At 72.3% G+C, this 14,326-nt stretch carries 13 protein-coding genes; 12 read left to right on the forward strand and 1 reads right to left on the reverse strand.

All coding sequences use genetic code 11. The features are described 5' to 3' along the window. Positions 1-28 precede the first annotated feature (28 nt). The 3 genes from uvrB to ACFFCA_RS06475 all read left to right on the forward strand — a co-directional run bounded on the left by uvrB (position 29) and on the right by ACFFCA_RS06475 (position 3,759). Positions 29-2,203, forward strand: a complete 2,175-nt coding sequence (gene uvrB, locus ACFFCA_RS06465; RefSeq protein WP_375482967.1) for an excinuclease ABC subunit UvrB — start codon at positions 29-31, stop codon at positions 2,201-2,203. Positions 2,204-2,225: 22 nt separating this feature from the next. After that, entirely contained in the window at positions 2,226-2,606 is a 381-nt protein-coding gene (locus tag ACFFCA_RS06470; protein ID WP_375482969.1) for a VOC family protein, read from the forward strand. A gap of 319 nt (positions 2,607-2,925) precedes the next feature. Next, positions 2,926-3,759, forward strand: a complete 834-nt coding sequence (locus tag ACFFCA_RS06475; RefSeq protein WP_375482971.1) for an SDR family oxidoreductase — start codon at positions 2,926-2,928, stop codon at positions 3,757-3,759. 6 nt (positions 3,760-3,765) lie between these two features. On the opposite strand, the gene ACFFCA_RS06480 is transcribed toward ACFFCA_RS06475, so the two are convergent. Beyond that, positions 3,766-4,539 carry an IclR family transcriptional regulator gene (locus tag ACFFCA_RS06480; protein WP_375482973.1) on the reverse strand — a complete coding sequence of 258 codons (774 nt, stop codon included), beginning with the start codon at positions 4,537-4,539 and terminating at the stop codon, positions 3,766-3,768. A gap of 120 nt (positions 4,540-4,659) precedes the next feature. On the opposite strand from ACFFCA_RS06480, the gene hutU reads away from it, so the two are divergent. From hutU to ACFFCA_RS06525, 9 genes are all read left to right on the forward strand, one after another. Beyond that, positions 4,660-6,318, forward strand: a complete 1,659-nt coding sequence (gene hutU / locus ACFFCA_RS06485; RefSeq protein WP_375482975.1) for a urocanate hydratase — start codon at positions 4,660-4,662, stop codon at positions 6,316-6,318. Positions 6,319-6,385: 67 nt separating this feature from the next. Next, on the forward strand, positions 6,386-7,561 hold the full coding sequence (locus ACFFCA_RS06490; protein WP_375483134.1) for an allantoate amidohydrolase: 1,176 nt from the start codon (positions 6,386-6,388) through the stop codon (positions 7,559-7,561). Between the two features lie 82 nt (positions 7,562-7,643). Further along, positions 7,644-8,960, forward strand: coding sequence for a formimidoylglutamate deiminase (locus ACFFCA_RS06495; RefSeq protein ID WP_375482977.1), 1,317 nt, complete (start codon positions 7,644-7,646; stop codon positions 8,958-8,960). Then, the gene (gene hutI / locus ACFFCA_RS06500; protein ID WP_375482979.1) at positions 8,945-10,114 is read left to right on the forward strand and encodes an imidazolonepropionase; all 1,170 of its coding nucleotides are present in this window, start codon (positions 8,945-8,947) and stop codon (positions 10,112-10,114) included. Before ACFFCA_RS06495 ends, hutI begins: the two co-directional genes overlap by 16 nt. 51 nt (positions 10,115-10,165) lie before the next feature. Further along, complete coding sequence (locus ACFFCA_RS06505) at positions 10,166-10,828, forward strand: lysophospholipid acyltransferase family protein (protein WP_375482981.1); 663 nt, start codon at positions 10,166-10,168, stop codon at positions 10,826-10,828. Between the two features lie 96 nt (positions 10,829-10,924). Continuing rightward, the gene (locus tag ACFFCA_RS06510; protein WP_375482983.1) at positions 10,925-11,671 is read left to right on the forward strand and encodes a DUF2993 domain-containing protein; all 747 of its coding nucleotides are present in this window, start codon (positions 10,925-10,927) and stop codon (positions 11,669-11,671) included. 291 nt (positions 11,672-11,962) lie between these two features. Further along, the gene (locus ACFFCA_RS06515; RefSeq protein ID WP_375482985.1) at positions 11,963-13,525 is read left to right on the forward strand and encodes a PP2C family protein-serine/threonine phosphatase; all 1,563 of its coding nucleotides are present in this window, start codon (positions 11,963-11,965) and stop codon (positions 13,523-13,525) included. Beyond that, positions 13,522-13,914, forward strand: a complete 393-nt coding sequence (locus ACFFCA_RS06520; RefSeq protein WP_375482987.1) for an anti-sigma factor antagonist — start codon at positions 13,522-13,524, stop codon at positions 13,912-13,914. The genes ACFFCA_RS06515 and ACFFCA_RS06520 overlap by 4 nt, the downstream gene beginning before the upstream one ends. Continuing rightward, entirely contained in the window at positions 13,911-14,315 is a 405-nt protein-coding gene (locus ACFFCA_RS06525; protein WP_375482989.1) for an ATP-binding protein, read from the forward strand. Before ACFFCA_RS06520 ends, ACFFCA_RS06525 begins: the two co-directional genes overlap by 4 nt. The last annotated feature ends 11 nt before the right edge of the window (positions 14,316-14,326 follow it).

A 14,326-nucleotide genomic window follows, 5' to 3' on the forward strand; every position in this document is an offset into this window, starting at 1 on the left:
TGTCGTACCGCCCTCGTACCGTGGAGGCATGCGCGTTCGCTCCGACATCAGGCCGACCTCCGGCACCTTCCAGGTGGTCTCCGACTTCGAACCCTCCGGTGACCAGCCCGCGGCCATCGCCGACCTCGAGAAGCGGATCCGCAACGGCGAGGACAACGTCGTCCTGCTCGGCGCCACCGGCACCGGCAAGTCGGCGACCACGGCCTGGCTCATCGAGCGCCTGCAGCGTCCGACCCTGGTGATGGCGCCGAACAAGACGCTGGCAGCCCAGCTGGCCAACGAGCTGCGCGAGATGCTGCCGAACAACGCGGTCGAGTACTTCGTCAGCTACTACGACTACTACCAGCCCGAGGCCTACGTCCCGCAGACCGACACCTACATCGAGAAGGACTCCTCGGTCAACGACGAGGTCGAGCGGCTGCGGCACTCGGCCACCAACTCGCTGCTGACCCGGCGCGACGTCGTGGTGGTGGCGAGCGTCTCGTGCATCTACGGCCTCGGCACCCCGCAGGAGTACGTCGACCGCTCGGTGCGCCTGCACGTCGGCCAGCAGATCGAGCGCGAGTCCATCCTGCGGCACCTCGTCGACGTCCAGTACACCCGCAACGACCTGTCCTTCACCCGCGGGACGTTCCGGGTGCGCGGCGACACCGTCGAGATGTTCCCGGTCTACGAGGAGCTCGCGATCCGCGCCGAGATGTTCGGCGACGAGATCGAGCGGCTCTACTACCTGCACCCCCTGACGGGCGAGGTCGTCCGGGAGGTGGAGGAGGTGTTCATCTTCCCGGCCACGCACTACGCGGCCGGGCCCGAGCGCATGGAGCGGGCCATCCGCGGCATCGAGGCCGAGCTGGCCCAGCGCCTGGCCGAGCTCGAGGGTCAGAACAAGCTGCTCGAGGCGCAGCGCCTGCGGATGCGCACCTCCTACGACATCGAGATGATGCGGCAGGTCGGGTTCTGCTCCGGCATCGAGAACTACTCGATGCACATCGACGGGCGCACCCCGGGCAGCGCCCCGAACTGCCTGCTCGACTACTTCCCCGAGGACTACCTGCTCGTCATCGACGAGTCGCACGTGACGGTCCCGCAGACGGGCGGCATGTACGAGGGCGACATGTCCCGCAAGCGGATGCTCGTCGACCACGGCTTCCGGCTCCCGTCGGCCATGGACAACCGCCCGCTGAAGTTCGAGGAGTTCGTCGAGCGGGTCGGCCAGACGGTCTACCTGTCCGCCACGCCCGGCGACTACGAGATGAACCTGGTGCAGGGCGAGTTCGTCGAGCAGGTCATCCGCCCGACCGGCCTCGTCGACCCCGAGATCGTGGTCAAGCCCACCAAGGGCCAGATCGACGACCTCATCCACGAGATCCGCGACCGCACGGAGAAGAACGAGCGGGTCCTGGTCACGACGCTGACCAAGAAGATGGCCGAGGACCTCACCGACTACCTGCTCGAGATGAACATCCGGGTGCGCTACCTGCACTCCGAGGTGGACACCCTGCGCCGGGTGGAGCTGCTGCGTGAGCTGCGGATGGGCGAGTACGACGTGCTGGTCGGCATCAACCTGCTGAGGGAGGGTCTCGACCTGCCCGAGGTGTCGTTGGTCGCCATCCTCGACGCCGACAAGGAGGGCTTCCTGCGTTCCGGGCGCTCGCTGATCCAGACCATCGGCCGCGCAGCGCGCAACGTCTCGGGGCAGGTGCACATGTACGCCGACACCGTGACCCCGTCCATGGCGCTGGCGATCGAGGAGACGACGCGGCGCCGCGAGAAGCAGGTGGCCTACAACGTCGAGCACGGCATCGACCCCACCCCGCTGCGCAAGCGGATCGGCGACATCACCGACCTGCTGAACCGCGAGGCCGCCGACACCGAGGAGCTGCTGTCCGGGGCCGTCCCGGTCGGCGGGTCCGGGCGCTCGCAGTCGCGCGGCAAGACCCCGTCTCCGAGCCGCGGTGGTCGTGGGGCAGGGGGCACGGGTGTCTCCGGCGGTGTCGTCGGCGTCGGCGCACACGCGTCGGGCGGGCTCGACGTCGCCCAGATGCCCCGCGCCGAGCTGGCCGACCTGATCCAGCAGCTCAACGACCAGATGCTCGGCGCCGCCCGAGAGCTGCAGTTCGAGGTGGCGGCGCGACTGCGCGACGAGATCGGCGAGCTGAAGAAGGAACTGCGAGGGATGGACGCGGCCGGGGTGGGCCGCTGAGGTGAGCGCCCGACCTGCCCCGATGCACATCGCGCCGGTCATCGCCGTCTCCGACCTCGATCGGGCGCGCGAGTTCTACGAGGGCAAGCTGGGCCTCGACGGCAGGTCGACGCCGGGTGGGTGGGTCGTCGCCGGGGACCACGGCACCGTCCTGAACCTCCTGCCCGGCGTCGAGCACGCCGGATCTGCGGAGTGGCCGGTGGCCACGTTTTGGGTCCACGACGTGCACGCGGTCGTCCGCGAGCTGCGGGCCCGCGGGGTGCCGTTCCTGGGCCCGGACGACCTGCCCTTCGACCTCGACCCCGATGGTGTCTCCACGGGTCAGGACGGCCTGCACGTCGCCTGGATGCGCGACCCCGACGGGTCGGTGCTGACCGTCTTCTCCCTGATCGGCGAGGGCTGACCCGGATCGGTTCTCTCCGCGGGCCCGCGACGGCCGACCCCGGTCTAGTGTCCGCCTGGGCCCGCGACGCTGACCCCGGTCTGGTGTCCGCCTGGGCCCGCGCCTGCCGACCTCATCAGTGATCAACTGCGGATCCGGGTCGATGGACGGCCGATCCCCGCAGTCGATCATCGTTCTACGTCCACCGACCGCCGCTCCGCCCGGCACCGAGCCGCCGGGAGCCGCCGGGAGCCGCCGGGAACCGCCGGGAGCCGCCGGGAGGCGCCGACGGCACCACCGTGGCAGGATCGATCGCATACCACGAGGTACGGGGGCGCACATGGGTCGAGCAGGGACCGTCCACGGCAAGGTCGTCGCCATCAGCGGAGGGGCCAGGGGGATCGGGTACGCCACCGCTCGCCGGCTCATCGACGACGGTGCGCGGGTCGCCATCGGCGACATCGACGACGAACGCCTCAAGGAGGCGGTGGGTGAGCTCGGCGTCACCGCCTACACCCACCTCGACGTCACCGACCCCGACTCGTTCGCCCGCTTCCTCGACCACGTCGAGGACGTGCTGGGCCCCGTCGACGTGGTGGTGAACAACGCCGGCATCATGCCGTTGGGCGCGTCGGCCGAGGAGCCGGACGCGGTCAGCCGCCGCGAGGTCGAGATCAACCTGCTCGGCGTCATCACCGGCACCAAGCAGGCCCTGACCCGGATGCTGCCGCGCCGGTCCGGCCACGTCATCAACATCTCGTCGCTGGCCGGCGAGAGCTACGTCCCGGGCGGGGCCACGTATTGCGCGACCAAGCACGCGGTCAAGGCCTACACCGAGACCGTGCGGCGCGAGTACCGCAACTCCGGGGTGTCCGTTTCCCAGGTCATGCCGTTCTTCACCAACACCGAGCTCGTCGCTGGGACATCGGGCACCAAGGGCATGCGCAACGTCGAGCCGGAGGACATCGCCGCCGCGGTCGCCGGGCTCATCGTGCGCCCACGGCCGCGCGTGCGGGTCAGCAAGCTGGCCGGTGCGATCACCCAGTCGCAGGCCTTCCTGCCGTCGCGCGTTTCCGAGTATCTGGGCCGGGTCCTCGGGGCCGAGAGCGCGTTCACGGCCGGCGTCGACCCCTCGGCGCGCCAGGCCTACGAGGACCGCGTCCGCGCCGTCTGATCGCGGTCAGGGCCGCGCGGGCACGGCCCCACCGATGCGCCGGGTCAGGGTGTCCGCCGTCCGCAGCACCGCCGCTGCCATCCGCTCGCGGACCGGCGGGGGCGTGCTCACCGACGGGAACGTCACGGCCACGCTGGCGACGGGGTGCGCCGAGTGGTCGAACACCGCCGACGCCGCGGACGCCCAGCCCGCACTGACCTCGCCGTCCTCGACGGCCCAGCCGCGCCGCCGCACCTCTGTCAGCAGGGCCCGCAGTGCCCGCGGCGAGCGTGGGCCCACCGGGGTGCGCAGCACGAAGGCCGCCGCGTCCGGGAACAGCGCGCGGATCTGGGCCGGCGGCAGGGCGGCGAGCAGCGCGCGCCCGCTGGCGGTCAGCTGCGCGGGCAGGCGTACCCCGACGTCGGTCACCAGCGGCGGGCGCCCGGGCGCGCGCTCCTCGATCACGTAGACGACCTCGCGGCCGTGCTGCACGGCCAGGTGCGCCGTATGCCCGGTGCGGTCGACCAGCTCGGCGAGCGGCACCCGGGCGAGCCGTTGCAGCGGCGCCTGCCGCGTGTAGCCGGTACCCAGTTCGTAGGCGGCGACACCCAGCGCGTAGCGCCGGTCCTCGGGCAGGTGGGTGACGAAACCGGAGTCCACCAACGTCGAGAGCAGGTGGTAGACGGTCGACCGCGGCAGTCCGAGCTCGCGCACGACCACGGCGGCCTGCACCGGCCCGGCCTGGCCGCTCAACAGCCGCAGGATCGCCAGGGTCTGCGCGGCGGCAGGGACGATCGCCATTCCGGCATGCTACGTCTGAGATCTCAGACCGCTTACCAGGTGTCGGGTCGCCACGAGCGCCCCGGACGGTGTGCAATCGAGGTCACCACGCAGGACGTACGCGACGCAGAGGAGACCGCCATGGACGGAGCCCGCCCGGTCAGCGCCCCCCGGGGCACCGACCTGACCGCGAAGAGCTGGCAGACCGAGGCGCCGCTGCGCATGCTCATGAACAACCTCGACCCCGAGGTCGCCGAGCGCCCCGACGACCTGGTCGTGTACGGCGGCACCGGCCGGGCCGCTCGCAGCTGGGCGGCCTACGACGCGCTGGTCCGCACGCTGACCACGCTCGAGCGAGACGAAACCATGCTCGTGCAGTCCGGCAAGCCGGTCGGCGTCATGCGCACGCACGAGTGGGCCCCGCGGGTCCTGATCGCAAACTCCAACCTCGTGCCTGACTGGGCGAACTGGGAGGAGTTCCGGCGCCTCGAGAGCCTGGGCCTGACCATGTACGGGCAGATGACCGCCGGCTCGTGGATCTACATCGGCACCCAGGGCATCCTGCAGGGCACCTACGAGACCTTCGCCGCGGTGGCCGAGAAGCGGTTCGGCGGCACGCTGGCCGGCACCATCACCCTGACGGCCGGGCTCGGCGGCATGGGCGGGGCGCAGCCACTGGCCGTCACGATGAACGGCGGCGTGGCGATCTGCATCGAGTGCGACCCGTCGCGGATCCGGCGTCGCATCGACCACGGCTACCTCGATGTCGAGGCCAAGGACCTGCACGACGCGCTGTCGCTGGCCGAGGAGGCCAAGGCCGCCCGGCGTCCGCTGTCCATCGGCCTGCTGGGCAACGCCGCCAGCCTGGTGCCGCAGTTCGTGGCCAACGACGCCCCTATCGACATCGTCACCGACCAGACGTCCGCCCACGACCCGCTGAGCTACCTGCCCGTCGGGGTCGAGTTCGCGGACTGGCACGACTACGCGGCCCGCAAGCCCGAGGAGTTCACCGGCCGGGCGCAGGCGTCCATGGCCCGGCACGTCGAGGCGATGGTGAAGTTCCAGGACAAGGGCGCCGAGGTCTTCGACTACGGCAACTCGATCCGCGGTGAGGCACGCACCGCCGGACTGTCCCGTGCGTTCGACTTCCCGGGCTTTGTCCCGGCCTACATCCGGCCGCTGTTCTGCGAGGGCAAGGGTCCGTTCCGGTGGGCGGCCCTGTCCGGCGACCCCAAGGACATCGCCCGCACCGACCGCGCCGTGCTCGACCTGTTCCCCGAGAACGAGTCGCTCGCGCGGTGGATCAAGCTGGCGGGGGAACGGGTGCACTTCCAGGGCCTGCCCGCGCGCATCTGCTGGCTCGGTTACGGCGAACGCGAGAAGGCCGGCGTGCGCTTCAACGAACTGGTCGCCGACGGCGAGATCAGCGCGCCGCTGGTGATCGGGCGCGACCACCTCGACTGCGGCTCGGTGGCGTCGCCGTACCGCGAGACCGAGGGCATGGCCGACGGCTCGGACGCCATCGCCGACTGGCCGCTGCTCAACGCCATGGTCAACGTGGCCAGCGGCGCGTCGTGGGTGTCGATCCACCACGGGGGCGGCGTCGGCATCGGCCGGTCCATCCACGCCGGCCAGGTGTGTGTCGCCGACGGCACGGACCTCGCCGGGCAGAAGATCGACCGAGTGCTCACCAACGACCCGGGCATGGGGGTCATCCGGCACGTCGACGCCGGCTACGACCGGGCCGACGAGGTGGCCGCCGAGCGTGGCGTCCGGGTCCCGATGTCCGAGGGCGCGTGACCGTCATCGCGGCGACGGCCCGGTCGTGGAGCGGCGGTACCGGGTGACCGGCTCGGGGTTCGACCGGATGTGGGCCGATCTCGCGCCGATCGGTCGCGACCCCGGCTCCGGCGGTTACCGGCGCTTCGCCTGGACCGACGAGGACGCCGCCCTGCGGGAGTGGTTCGCGGGTGAGGCGACGGCCCGTGGCCTGGACCTCGTCGAGGACCGCGCGGGCAACCAGTGGGCCTGGCTCGGCGACCCGGACGCCGACGGGCCGGGCGTGGTGCTCGGCTCACACCTCGACTCGGTGCCCGACGGCGGCGCGTTCGACGGGCCGCTCGGCGTGGTCAGCGCCTTTGCCGCCCTGGACGCGCTGCGGGTGCGCGGCGTGGTCCCGAGTCGGCCGCTCGCCGTCGCCCACTTCGGCGACGAGGAGGGCGCGCGGTTCGGCATCGCCTGCGCCGGCTCACGCATCATCACCGGGGCACTCGACGCGGACCGCGCCCGCGGCCTGACCGACGCCGACGGGGTCCGGCTGGGCGAGGCGTTCACCCGTACCGGACGACGCGCCGAGCACCTCGGCCGCGACGACGAGACGCTGCGCCGCATCGGCACGTTCGTCGAACTGCACGTCGAGCAGGGCCGGGGGCTCATCGACCTCGACCGCCCGGTGGCGGTGGGCTCGGGCATCCGGCCACACGGCCGCTGGCGGGTCGACCTGACCGGTACGGCCGACCACGCCGGCACCACCCGGATGTTCGACCGCAAGGACGCCATGCAGGCCTTCGCGATGCTCGTCACGTCGGTGCGCGCGGCCGCGATCGCCCAGGAGGGGGTGGCCACCTGCGGGAAGGTGCGCGTGACGCCGAACGGCGTCAACGCGATCGCGTCGCACGTCACCGCCTGGGTCGACGCCCGCGCCGGGTCGGAGCAACAGGTGCGCGACATCGTCGCCGACATCGCGCGCGACCTCGAGGCCATGGACGGCGCCACGATGACCGAGGAGTCGTGGACGGGCGTCACCGCCTTCGATCCCGCCCTGGCCGACGACCTCGCCGCGATGCTCGACGGCGCGCCGCAGCTCGACACCGGCGCCGGCCACGACGCCGGCGTACTGGCGGTGGCCGGCATCCCCACCGCCATGCTGTTCGTCCGCAACCCGACCGGCGTCTCGCACTCGCCCGCGGAGTTCGCCGAGCGGGACGACTGCCTGGCCGGCGTCGACGCCCTGACGCAGGTCGTCGAACGCCTCGTCGGATGACTCCCACCCCGTCGAGTTGTCCGCGCCAACACGTGTGTGAACGCGTCCGGGCGCGGACAACTCGGAATGGGCGGGCCGCAGCGTGACCTCGTACTTCGCGCGTACGGCCCTGCTGCCCGACGGCCCGGCCCGTGACGTGCGGTTCGACGTCGCGAACGGCCGTTTCGCCGCGGTGACACCCGGCGCCGACGCCACCGGAGCCACCGTGTTGCCCGGCGTCGTGCTGCCCGGCTTGGCGAACGGGCACAGCCATGCCTTCCACCGGGCCCTGCGCGGGCGCACCCACGCCGACGGCGGCACCTTCTGGACCTGGCGCGAGCGGATGTACGCGCTCGCCGCGCGGCTCGACCCCGACACCTACCTCGCCCTGGCCCGCGCGACCTACGCCGAGATGGCGCTGACCGGGTTCACCGCGGTGGGCGAGTTCCACTACCTGCACCACGCGCCCGACGGGCGGCCCTACGACGAGCCGAACGTGATGGCCGAGGCCCTGCGTGCCGCCGCGCGGGACGCAGGCATCCGGCTCACCCTGCTGGACGCCTGCTACCTCGCGGGCGGGCTGGACGGCGACGGCCACCGCCCGCTCGACCCGGTGCAGCGCCGGTTCGCCGACGCCGACGTCGATCACTGGGCGGCACGCGTGGCCGCGCTGACCGGCGACGACGGCATGCGGGTCGGAGCGGCCGTCCATTCGGTCCGCGCCGTGCCGCGCCCGGCTCTCGCGCCGGTCGCCACGGCCGCCGGCGACCGGCCGCTGCACGTCCACCTGTCCGAGCAGCCGGCCGAGAACGCCGCCGCCCAGGCCTTCTACGGCACCAGCCCGACGCACCTGCTCGCCGACGCCGGCGCGCTGGGGCCGCGCACCACCGCCGTGCACGGGACGCATCTCGGACCTGACGACGTCGTCACCCTGGGTGCACAACAGGTCACCGTCTGCTTCTGCCCGACCACGGAGCGTGATCTCGCCGACGGCATCGGACCGGCCCGGGAACTGGTGGCGGCCGGTGCCAGGCTGTCGCTCGGCTCCGACCAGCACGCCGTGATCGACGCGTTCGAGGAGGCCCGCGGCCTCGAGGCGCACGAACGGCTACGCAGCCACGAGCGGGGGCGGTTCACCCCGCCGGACCTGCTCGCCGCCGTCACCCGGCACGACGCCCTCGGCTGGCCCGACGCGGGGACCCTCGAGGTCGGCCGGCGGGCCGATCTCGTCGCCGTGCGCGACGACTCGGTGCGCACCGCGGGGGCCGCACCCGAGCAGCTCGTCCACGCCGCGACCGCGTCCGACGTCGACACCGTCCTGGTCGACGGCCGCACCGTCGTGACCGGCGGCCGCCACGTGCTGGGGGACGTGGGCCGCCTGCTCACCGAGGCGATCGAGGCTGCATGGCAACCACGCTGATCACCGACATCGCCGAGCTGGTCACCAACGACCCCGCGCAGGGCGACGGGTCCCCGCTCGGCGTCGTCCACGACGCCGCGGTCGTCGCCGACGACACCGCCGTCCGCTGGGTGGGCCGCGCCGCCGACGCCCCGGCCGCCGACCGCGTGGTCCACGCGACCGGACGCGCGGTGATCCCCGGCTTCGTCGACGCGCACACCCATCTGCTGTTCGCGGGCGACCGCTCGGCGGAGTTCGCCGCGCGCATGGCGGGCGACGCCTACGACGGCGGCGGCATCGCCTCGACGGTTACGGCCACCCGCGCCGCGTCCGAGGACGACCTGCGGACCCTGCTGGCCAGACGGGTCTACGAACTGCGCAGCCAGGGCACCACGACCATCGAGATCAAGAGCGGCTACGGCCTCGACGTCGTCACCGAACGACGCCTGCTCGAGCTGGCCGGCACGGCCACCGAGGAGACGACCTTCCTGGGCGGTCACGTCGTCCCGCCGGGGGTGGACCGGGACGACTACGTCCGCCTCGTGGCGGGGGAGATGCTCGTCGCCTGCGCGCCCTTCGCGCGGTGGATCGACGTGTTCTGCGAGCCGGCCAGTGCGCACGCCTTCGACGGCGACGAGTCTCGGACCATCCTGCAGGCGGGCGCCGCCGCCGGGCTCGAGGTGCGGGTGCACGGCAACCAGCTCGCCGCCGGGCCCGGGGTGCAGCTCGCCGTCGAGCTGGACGCCGCCAGCGTCGACCACTGCACCTACCTCACGGGCGCCGACGTCGACGCCCTGGCGGGCTCCGGCACCGTGGCCACACTGCTCCCGGGCGTCGAGTTCTCGACCCGTTCGCCGTACCCGGACGCGCGCCGACTGCTCGACGCCGGCGTCACCGTGGCCGTCGCGACCGACTGCAATCCCGGCACCAGTTACACGTCGTCGATGTCGTTCGTCATCGCCCTCGCCGTGCGCGAGATGCGGATGACGGCGGCGGAGGCGCTCTGGTCGGCCACGGCCGGTGGCGCGCGCAGCCTGCGCCGTTCCGACATCGGTCGCATCGCCGTCGGGGGCCGGCCGCACCTGACCATGCTGGACGCGCCGAGCCACGCGCACCTCGCCTACCGACCGGGTGTCCCGCTGACCAGGCCGATCGAGCTGGCGGAGCGCGGTTGAGGGCCGGCGGGCGTCGCGCGCACGCTCAGCGAGAGATGCGATGCTGACGTCGTGAAGCCGCGCCGCGTCGCCCCCGTCTACCGGATCGTCATGTGGATCGCGACGCCGTTCGTGAAGTGGTGGGGCCGCCTGGAGGTGACCGGTGCCGAGCTGCTCGACCGCCCCGGGCCCGCCGTGCTGTTCAGCAACCACGACAGCCACTGGGACCCGCTGATCGGCGGTCTGGCTGCCCCGAGGCGACAGATCCGGGCCCTGGCCAAGTCGTCGTTGTGGGGCAACCCGATCGTGTCCTGGGTGCTCGACCACATGGGTCAGATCCCCATCGAGCGCGGGCGCGGGGACGCGGCAGCACTGAGCCGGGCCATCGAGGAACTCGAGGCCGGCGCCTGCATCGGCGTCTACCCCGAGGGCACCATCTCCCGCGGCCGGCAGATGAGGGCGCTGAGCGGGGCCGGCCGGCTGGCGCTCGCCGTGCCGTCGGCGCACGTCGTGGGGCTGCGGGTCGTCGGTGCGGTGGACATCGTCCGGTTCCCCAGACGCCCGCGCATCCGGGCGCAGTTCTTCGAACCCGCCGGCGGCCAGCCGCAGGAGGGCGAGAGCGCGGCGGCGTTGACGAAGCGTGTGATGGTGGAGGTCCGTGCCGGGGCGCCGTTCGCGCTCGCGGGCCGCAACCCTCAGCCCGTGGACCCGGCCGCTGCCGAGCGGAGCGCCTGAGTCCGGTCACCCGGCGTCGGCGACCTGGAGGTCGAGCACGCGGCGTGCGGACGAGTCTGCCGCGTGCCACCGACAGCGATTGGGTACGTCTTGCGGATGACGTCACCCGAGGCCGACGCCGCGCTGGACCGGCGTCCCGCGGCCCGTCGGCGGAGCCCGTGGTTGCGCCGGATCGTCGTGATCCTGCTCGTGCTCGTGGTCCTGCTCGTGGTCCTGGACCGCGGTGGTGACCTGGTCGCCGAGCGGATCGCGGCCGACAACCTCAAGTCCTCGCAGCACCTCACGTCCCGCCCCGACGTGTCGATCGACGGGGTGCCGTTCCTGACGCAGTTCGCGCGGGGCAAGTACGACCACGTCAGCGTCGACGCGGACGACCTGCCCGTGGCCCGGCGCACCGTGCGCATCTCCCGTCTGCACGTCGACCTCAACCAGTTGACGGTGTCGCGCGACTTCTCGACCTTCCACGTCAACAGCGCCACCGCCCACGCGACCATCTCCTACGCCGACCTGAGCCGCCGGCTGGGCATCACCGTGCGTTATGCCGGCAACCATCGCATCCGGGCGTCCAAGTCCTTCGATCTGCCGGTGGTCGGCACGGTCTCGCCGAGCATCTCGGTGCTGCCCCAACTCGTGAACGGGGCGCTGACGTTCGGCAAGTCCTCCATCAACGGTGCCGGCGACAGCCTCGGGCTCGTCTCGAGTGCGTTGAACAAGCTCTTCGACGTGACCATCCCGTTCGACGGGCTGCCCTTCGACATCAAGGTCCGCTCGTTGACGGCGGACGCCACCGGCCTGCAGGGACGCTTCGTCGGCGCCGACCTTACCTACACCAAGGGCGACTGAGTCTCCCGAGCGCGTTGTTTCGGGTACGAAATTTCCGGCGTTTGTCGCACTATCGGGCAGACTGCGCGCGTCGCGTCTGGACACCCACCCACCGGCCCGTGCACCCTGCGTGAGGTGCTCGACCGACGGGTCACCACCGGTGACGCGAGGGGAGCTGCGGTGGCCGAGCTCGTGGTGCGCCGTCGCCTCCTCGCGCGCCCCGTGTGGGCGCGCCGGCACCGAAGGCTGACCCATGATCGCCCGGCGGGCGCACCCGCGCGCAGCAGCCGTCGGCCCACCCTGCTCGGTGTCATGGCTGCGACCGTCATCCTGGCGCTCACGGCGGTCCTCGCGATCACCGTCGACCTGGTCGACGACGCGAACGAGAACCGCCTGCTCCACCTGCAGACGCGGCAGGCCGGGACGCTGGTTCAGTCCAACGTCGAGAACCTGGCCACCCCGCTCGCCTCGGCGGCCCAGATCGCCGCGGGCACCGGTGGCGACTCGCTGAGCTTCCGTCGTTACGTCGCTCGCTTCATGGCTCGCGAGAACCGCTTCGAGTCGCTCACGCTGTGGTCGGTCACCAGTTCGGATGTCCGCCTCGTGTCGACGGTGGGGCGGCCACCGGAGCTGGGCCGAACCGGAGCGAAGGCCACTACCTTCGTCCGGTGGGCGTCGACCGCCGACACCATCGCCGTGAACGGCCTGCTCACCGGGACCACGACGATGTTCGGCTACGGGTACGGCTCGTCGCCGGCGGCCACGCGGTACGTCGTCTACATCGAATCACCGCTGCGGTACCGGTTGCGATCGACGGTCTCGAACAGCTCGCCGCTGTACGGGCTGCGCTTCGCGCTGTACCTCGGACGCACGACCGACGCGCGTCACCTGCTGCTGACCAGCGGTTCCACCGCGAGGTTGTCGGGCCACACCGCCCGAACCACCGTCCCGTTCGGTACCGCGACCCTCACCCTGGTGACCGGGGCCAAGGGGCCGCTGGCCGGCCGGGCCGCCGACCGGCGATGGTGGGTGGTGCTGCTGCTCGGTACGGCGGTGGCGGTGGGCGCCGGCCTGCTCACGGATCGGTTGGTACGACGCCGCCGCAGCGCCGAGGCGCTCACGGCCGAGATCGACGGCCTGCTGCGCGATCAGCGCGGGATCGCGGAGTCGCTGCAACGCGCGCTCATCCCCGACGGGCTGCCCCTCGTCGACGGCGTGCAGCTCGCCGCGCGTTACCGTCCCGGCGTCAACGGCATCGAGATCGGCGGCGACTGGTACGACGTCGTCCCGGTCGACGACACCCACGTCTTCTTCGCGGTCGGCGATGTCTCGGGTCGCGGCCTCGAGGCCGGTTCGGTCATGGCCGCGCTGCACTTCGCCATCCGCGCGTACGCCCGCGAAGGGCACAGCCCGGCCACGGTGCTCGACCTGCTCGGCAACCTGCTGACCATGCGGCGCGACCGGCACTTCGCGACCGTCGTGTGCTGCCTGCTCGACGTCAGCACCGGCTCGCTGACGGTGGCCAGCGCGGGCCACCTGCCGATGCTGTTGGTCCACCGGGACGGGTCACATTTCATCGACGCACCGCTGGGCCCGCCGATCGGAATCCGCCACACCGGGCCGTTCCGGTCCGTCACCGTCGAGCTGCCCCTCGGGGCCACCCTGCTGGCCTACACCGACGGCCTCGTCGAACGCCGTGACGAGACCCTGGACGACGGCCTGGCCCGGCTGCGATCCGTGGCGGCACGGACGGGCGGAACCGTCGAGGGCATGGTGTCCACCCTCCTGGCCGAGATGACGCCGGCGGGATCGGACGACGACACCGCCGTGCTCGCCCTGCGCATGGAACACCGGGCCGCGGAGGTGCACGCGTGACCACCGGCGAGGAGTCGACCCTCACCGTGACCGAGCGACACGACGGGCGCGGGTCCTGCGAGCTGTGTTTGGTCGGCGACGTCGACCTGTCGTCGCTGCCCGTCCTGAACGAGCACGTCGAACAGGTGCTGACGACGTCGCCGCGCGCGGTCGGCTTCGACCTCAGCAGCGTCGGCTTCATGGACAGTTCCGGGATCGGTGTCCTGTTGCAGGTGGCCGAGTCGGTCGCGACCGTCGCGCTCGTCAACCCGTCTCCGCCGGTGCGGCGGCTCGTCGAGCTGTCCGGCCTGACGACGGTCCTGCCGATCACCGACACATCGGTGGTCCCGCCCGTGTCGCCGGTGTCGCCGGTGTCGCCGGTGTCGCCCGTGTCGCCGGTGACGTCGTGAGGCGCGAGTGCCGCCTACCGGCGGAGGCGACGTCGGTGCCGGCCGCGCGCACGTTCGTCACCGAGGCCATGGTCGGCCAACCGGCCGAGGCGGTCTTCCGTGCCGAGCTCATGGTCTCCGAGCTGGCGACCAACTGCATCCTGCACGCTGCGACCGCGTTCACCGTCACGCTGACCATCGCCGGTCGCGCGATGCGGGTCGAGGTCAGCGACGACGGTCCCGGCAAGCCGGCCGTCGGGTCGCCGGCCCCGAACGAGCCGCACGGGCGCGGCCTGCGTTTGGTCGACCAGCTGGCGACATCGTGGGGCATCTCGACGTCGAAGCGCCGGCCGGGCAAGACGATGTGGTTCTCGCTGCTGACGTCCCAGCTGCCGATGACCGGCGGGCGCCGCAGCGCCTGAGCCGCGCCGCG

The sequence above is a fragment of the uncultured Jatrophihabitans sp. genome (genome assembly GCF_964252635.1).
Classification (GTDB): Bacteria; Actinomycetota; Actinomycetes; order Mycobacteriales; family Jatrophihabitantaceae; genus Jatrophihabitans.

Excerpts from the sequence above, each read along its gene's own strand:
- ACFFCA_RS06480 (WP_375482973.1), bottom strand. The coding sequence starts at position 4,539 with ATGGCGATCGTCCCTGCCGCCGCGCAGACCCTGGCGATCCTGCGGCTG.
- ACFFCA_RS06515 (WP_375482985.1), top strand. The coding sequence starts at position 11,963 with ATGGCTGCGACCGTCATCCTGGCGCTCACGGCGGTCCTCGCGATCACC.
- hutI (WP_375482979.1), top strand. The coding sequence starts at position 8,945 with ATGGCAACCACGCTGATCACCGACATCGCCGAGCTGGTCACCAACGAC.
- ACFFCA_RS06510 (WP_375482983.1), top strand. The coding sequence starts at position 10,925 with ATGACGTCACCCGAGGCCGACGCCGCGCTGGACCGGCGTCCCGCGGCC.
- hutU (WP_375482975.1), top strand. The coding sequence starts at position 4,660 with ATGGACGGAGCCCGCCCGGTCAGCGCCCCCCGGGGCACCGACCTGACC.
- ACFFCA_RS06470 (WP_375482969.1), top strand. The coding sequence starts at position 2,226 with ATGCACATCGCGCCGGTCATCGCCGTCTCCGACCTCGATCGGGCGCGC.
- uvrB (WP_375482967.1), top strand. The coding sequence starts at position 29 with ATGCGCGTTCGCTCCGACATCAGGCCGACCTCCGGCACCTTCCAGGTG.
- ACFFCA_RS06475 (WP_375482971.1), top strand. The coding sequence starts at position 2,926 with ATGGGTCGAGCAGGGACCGTCCACGGCAAGGTCGTCGCCATCAGCGGA.
- ACFFCA_RS06490 (WP_375483134.1), top strand. The coding sequence starts at position 6,386 with ATGTGGGCCGATCTCGCGCCGATCGGTCGCGACCCCGGCTCCGGCGGT.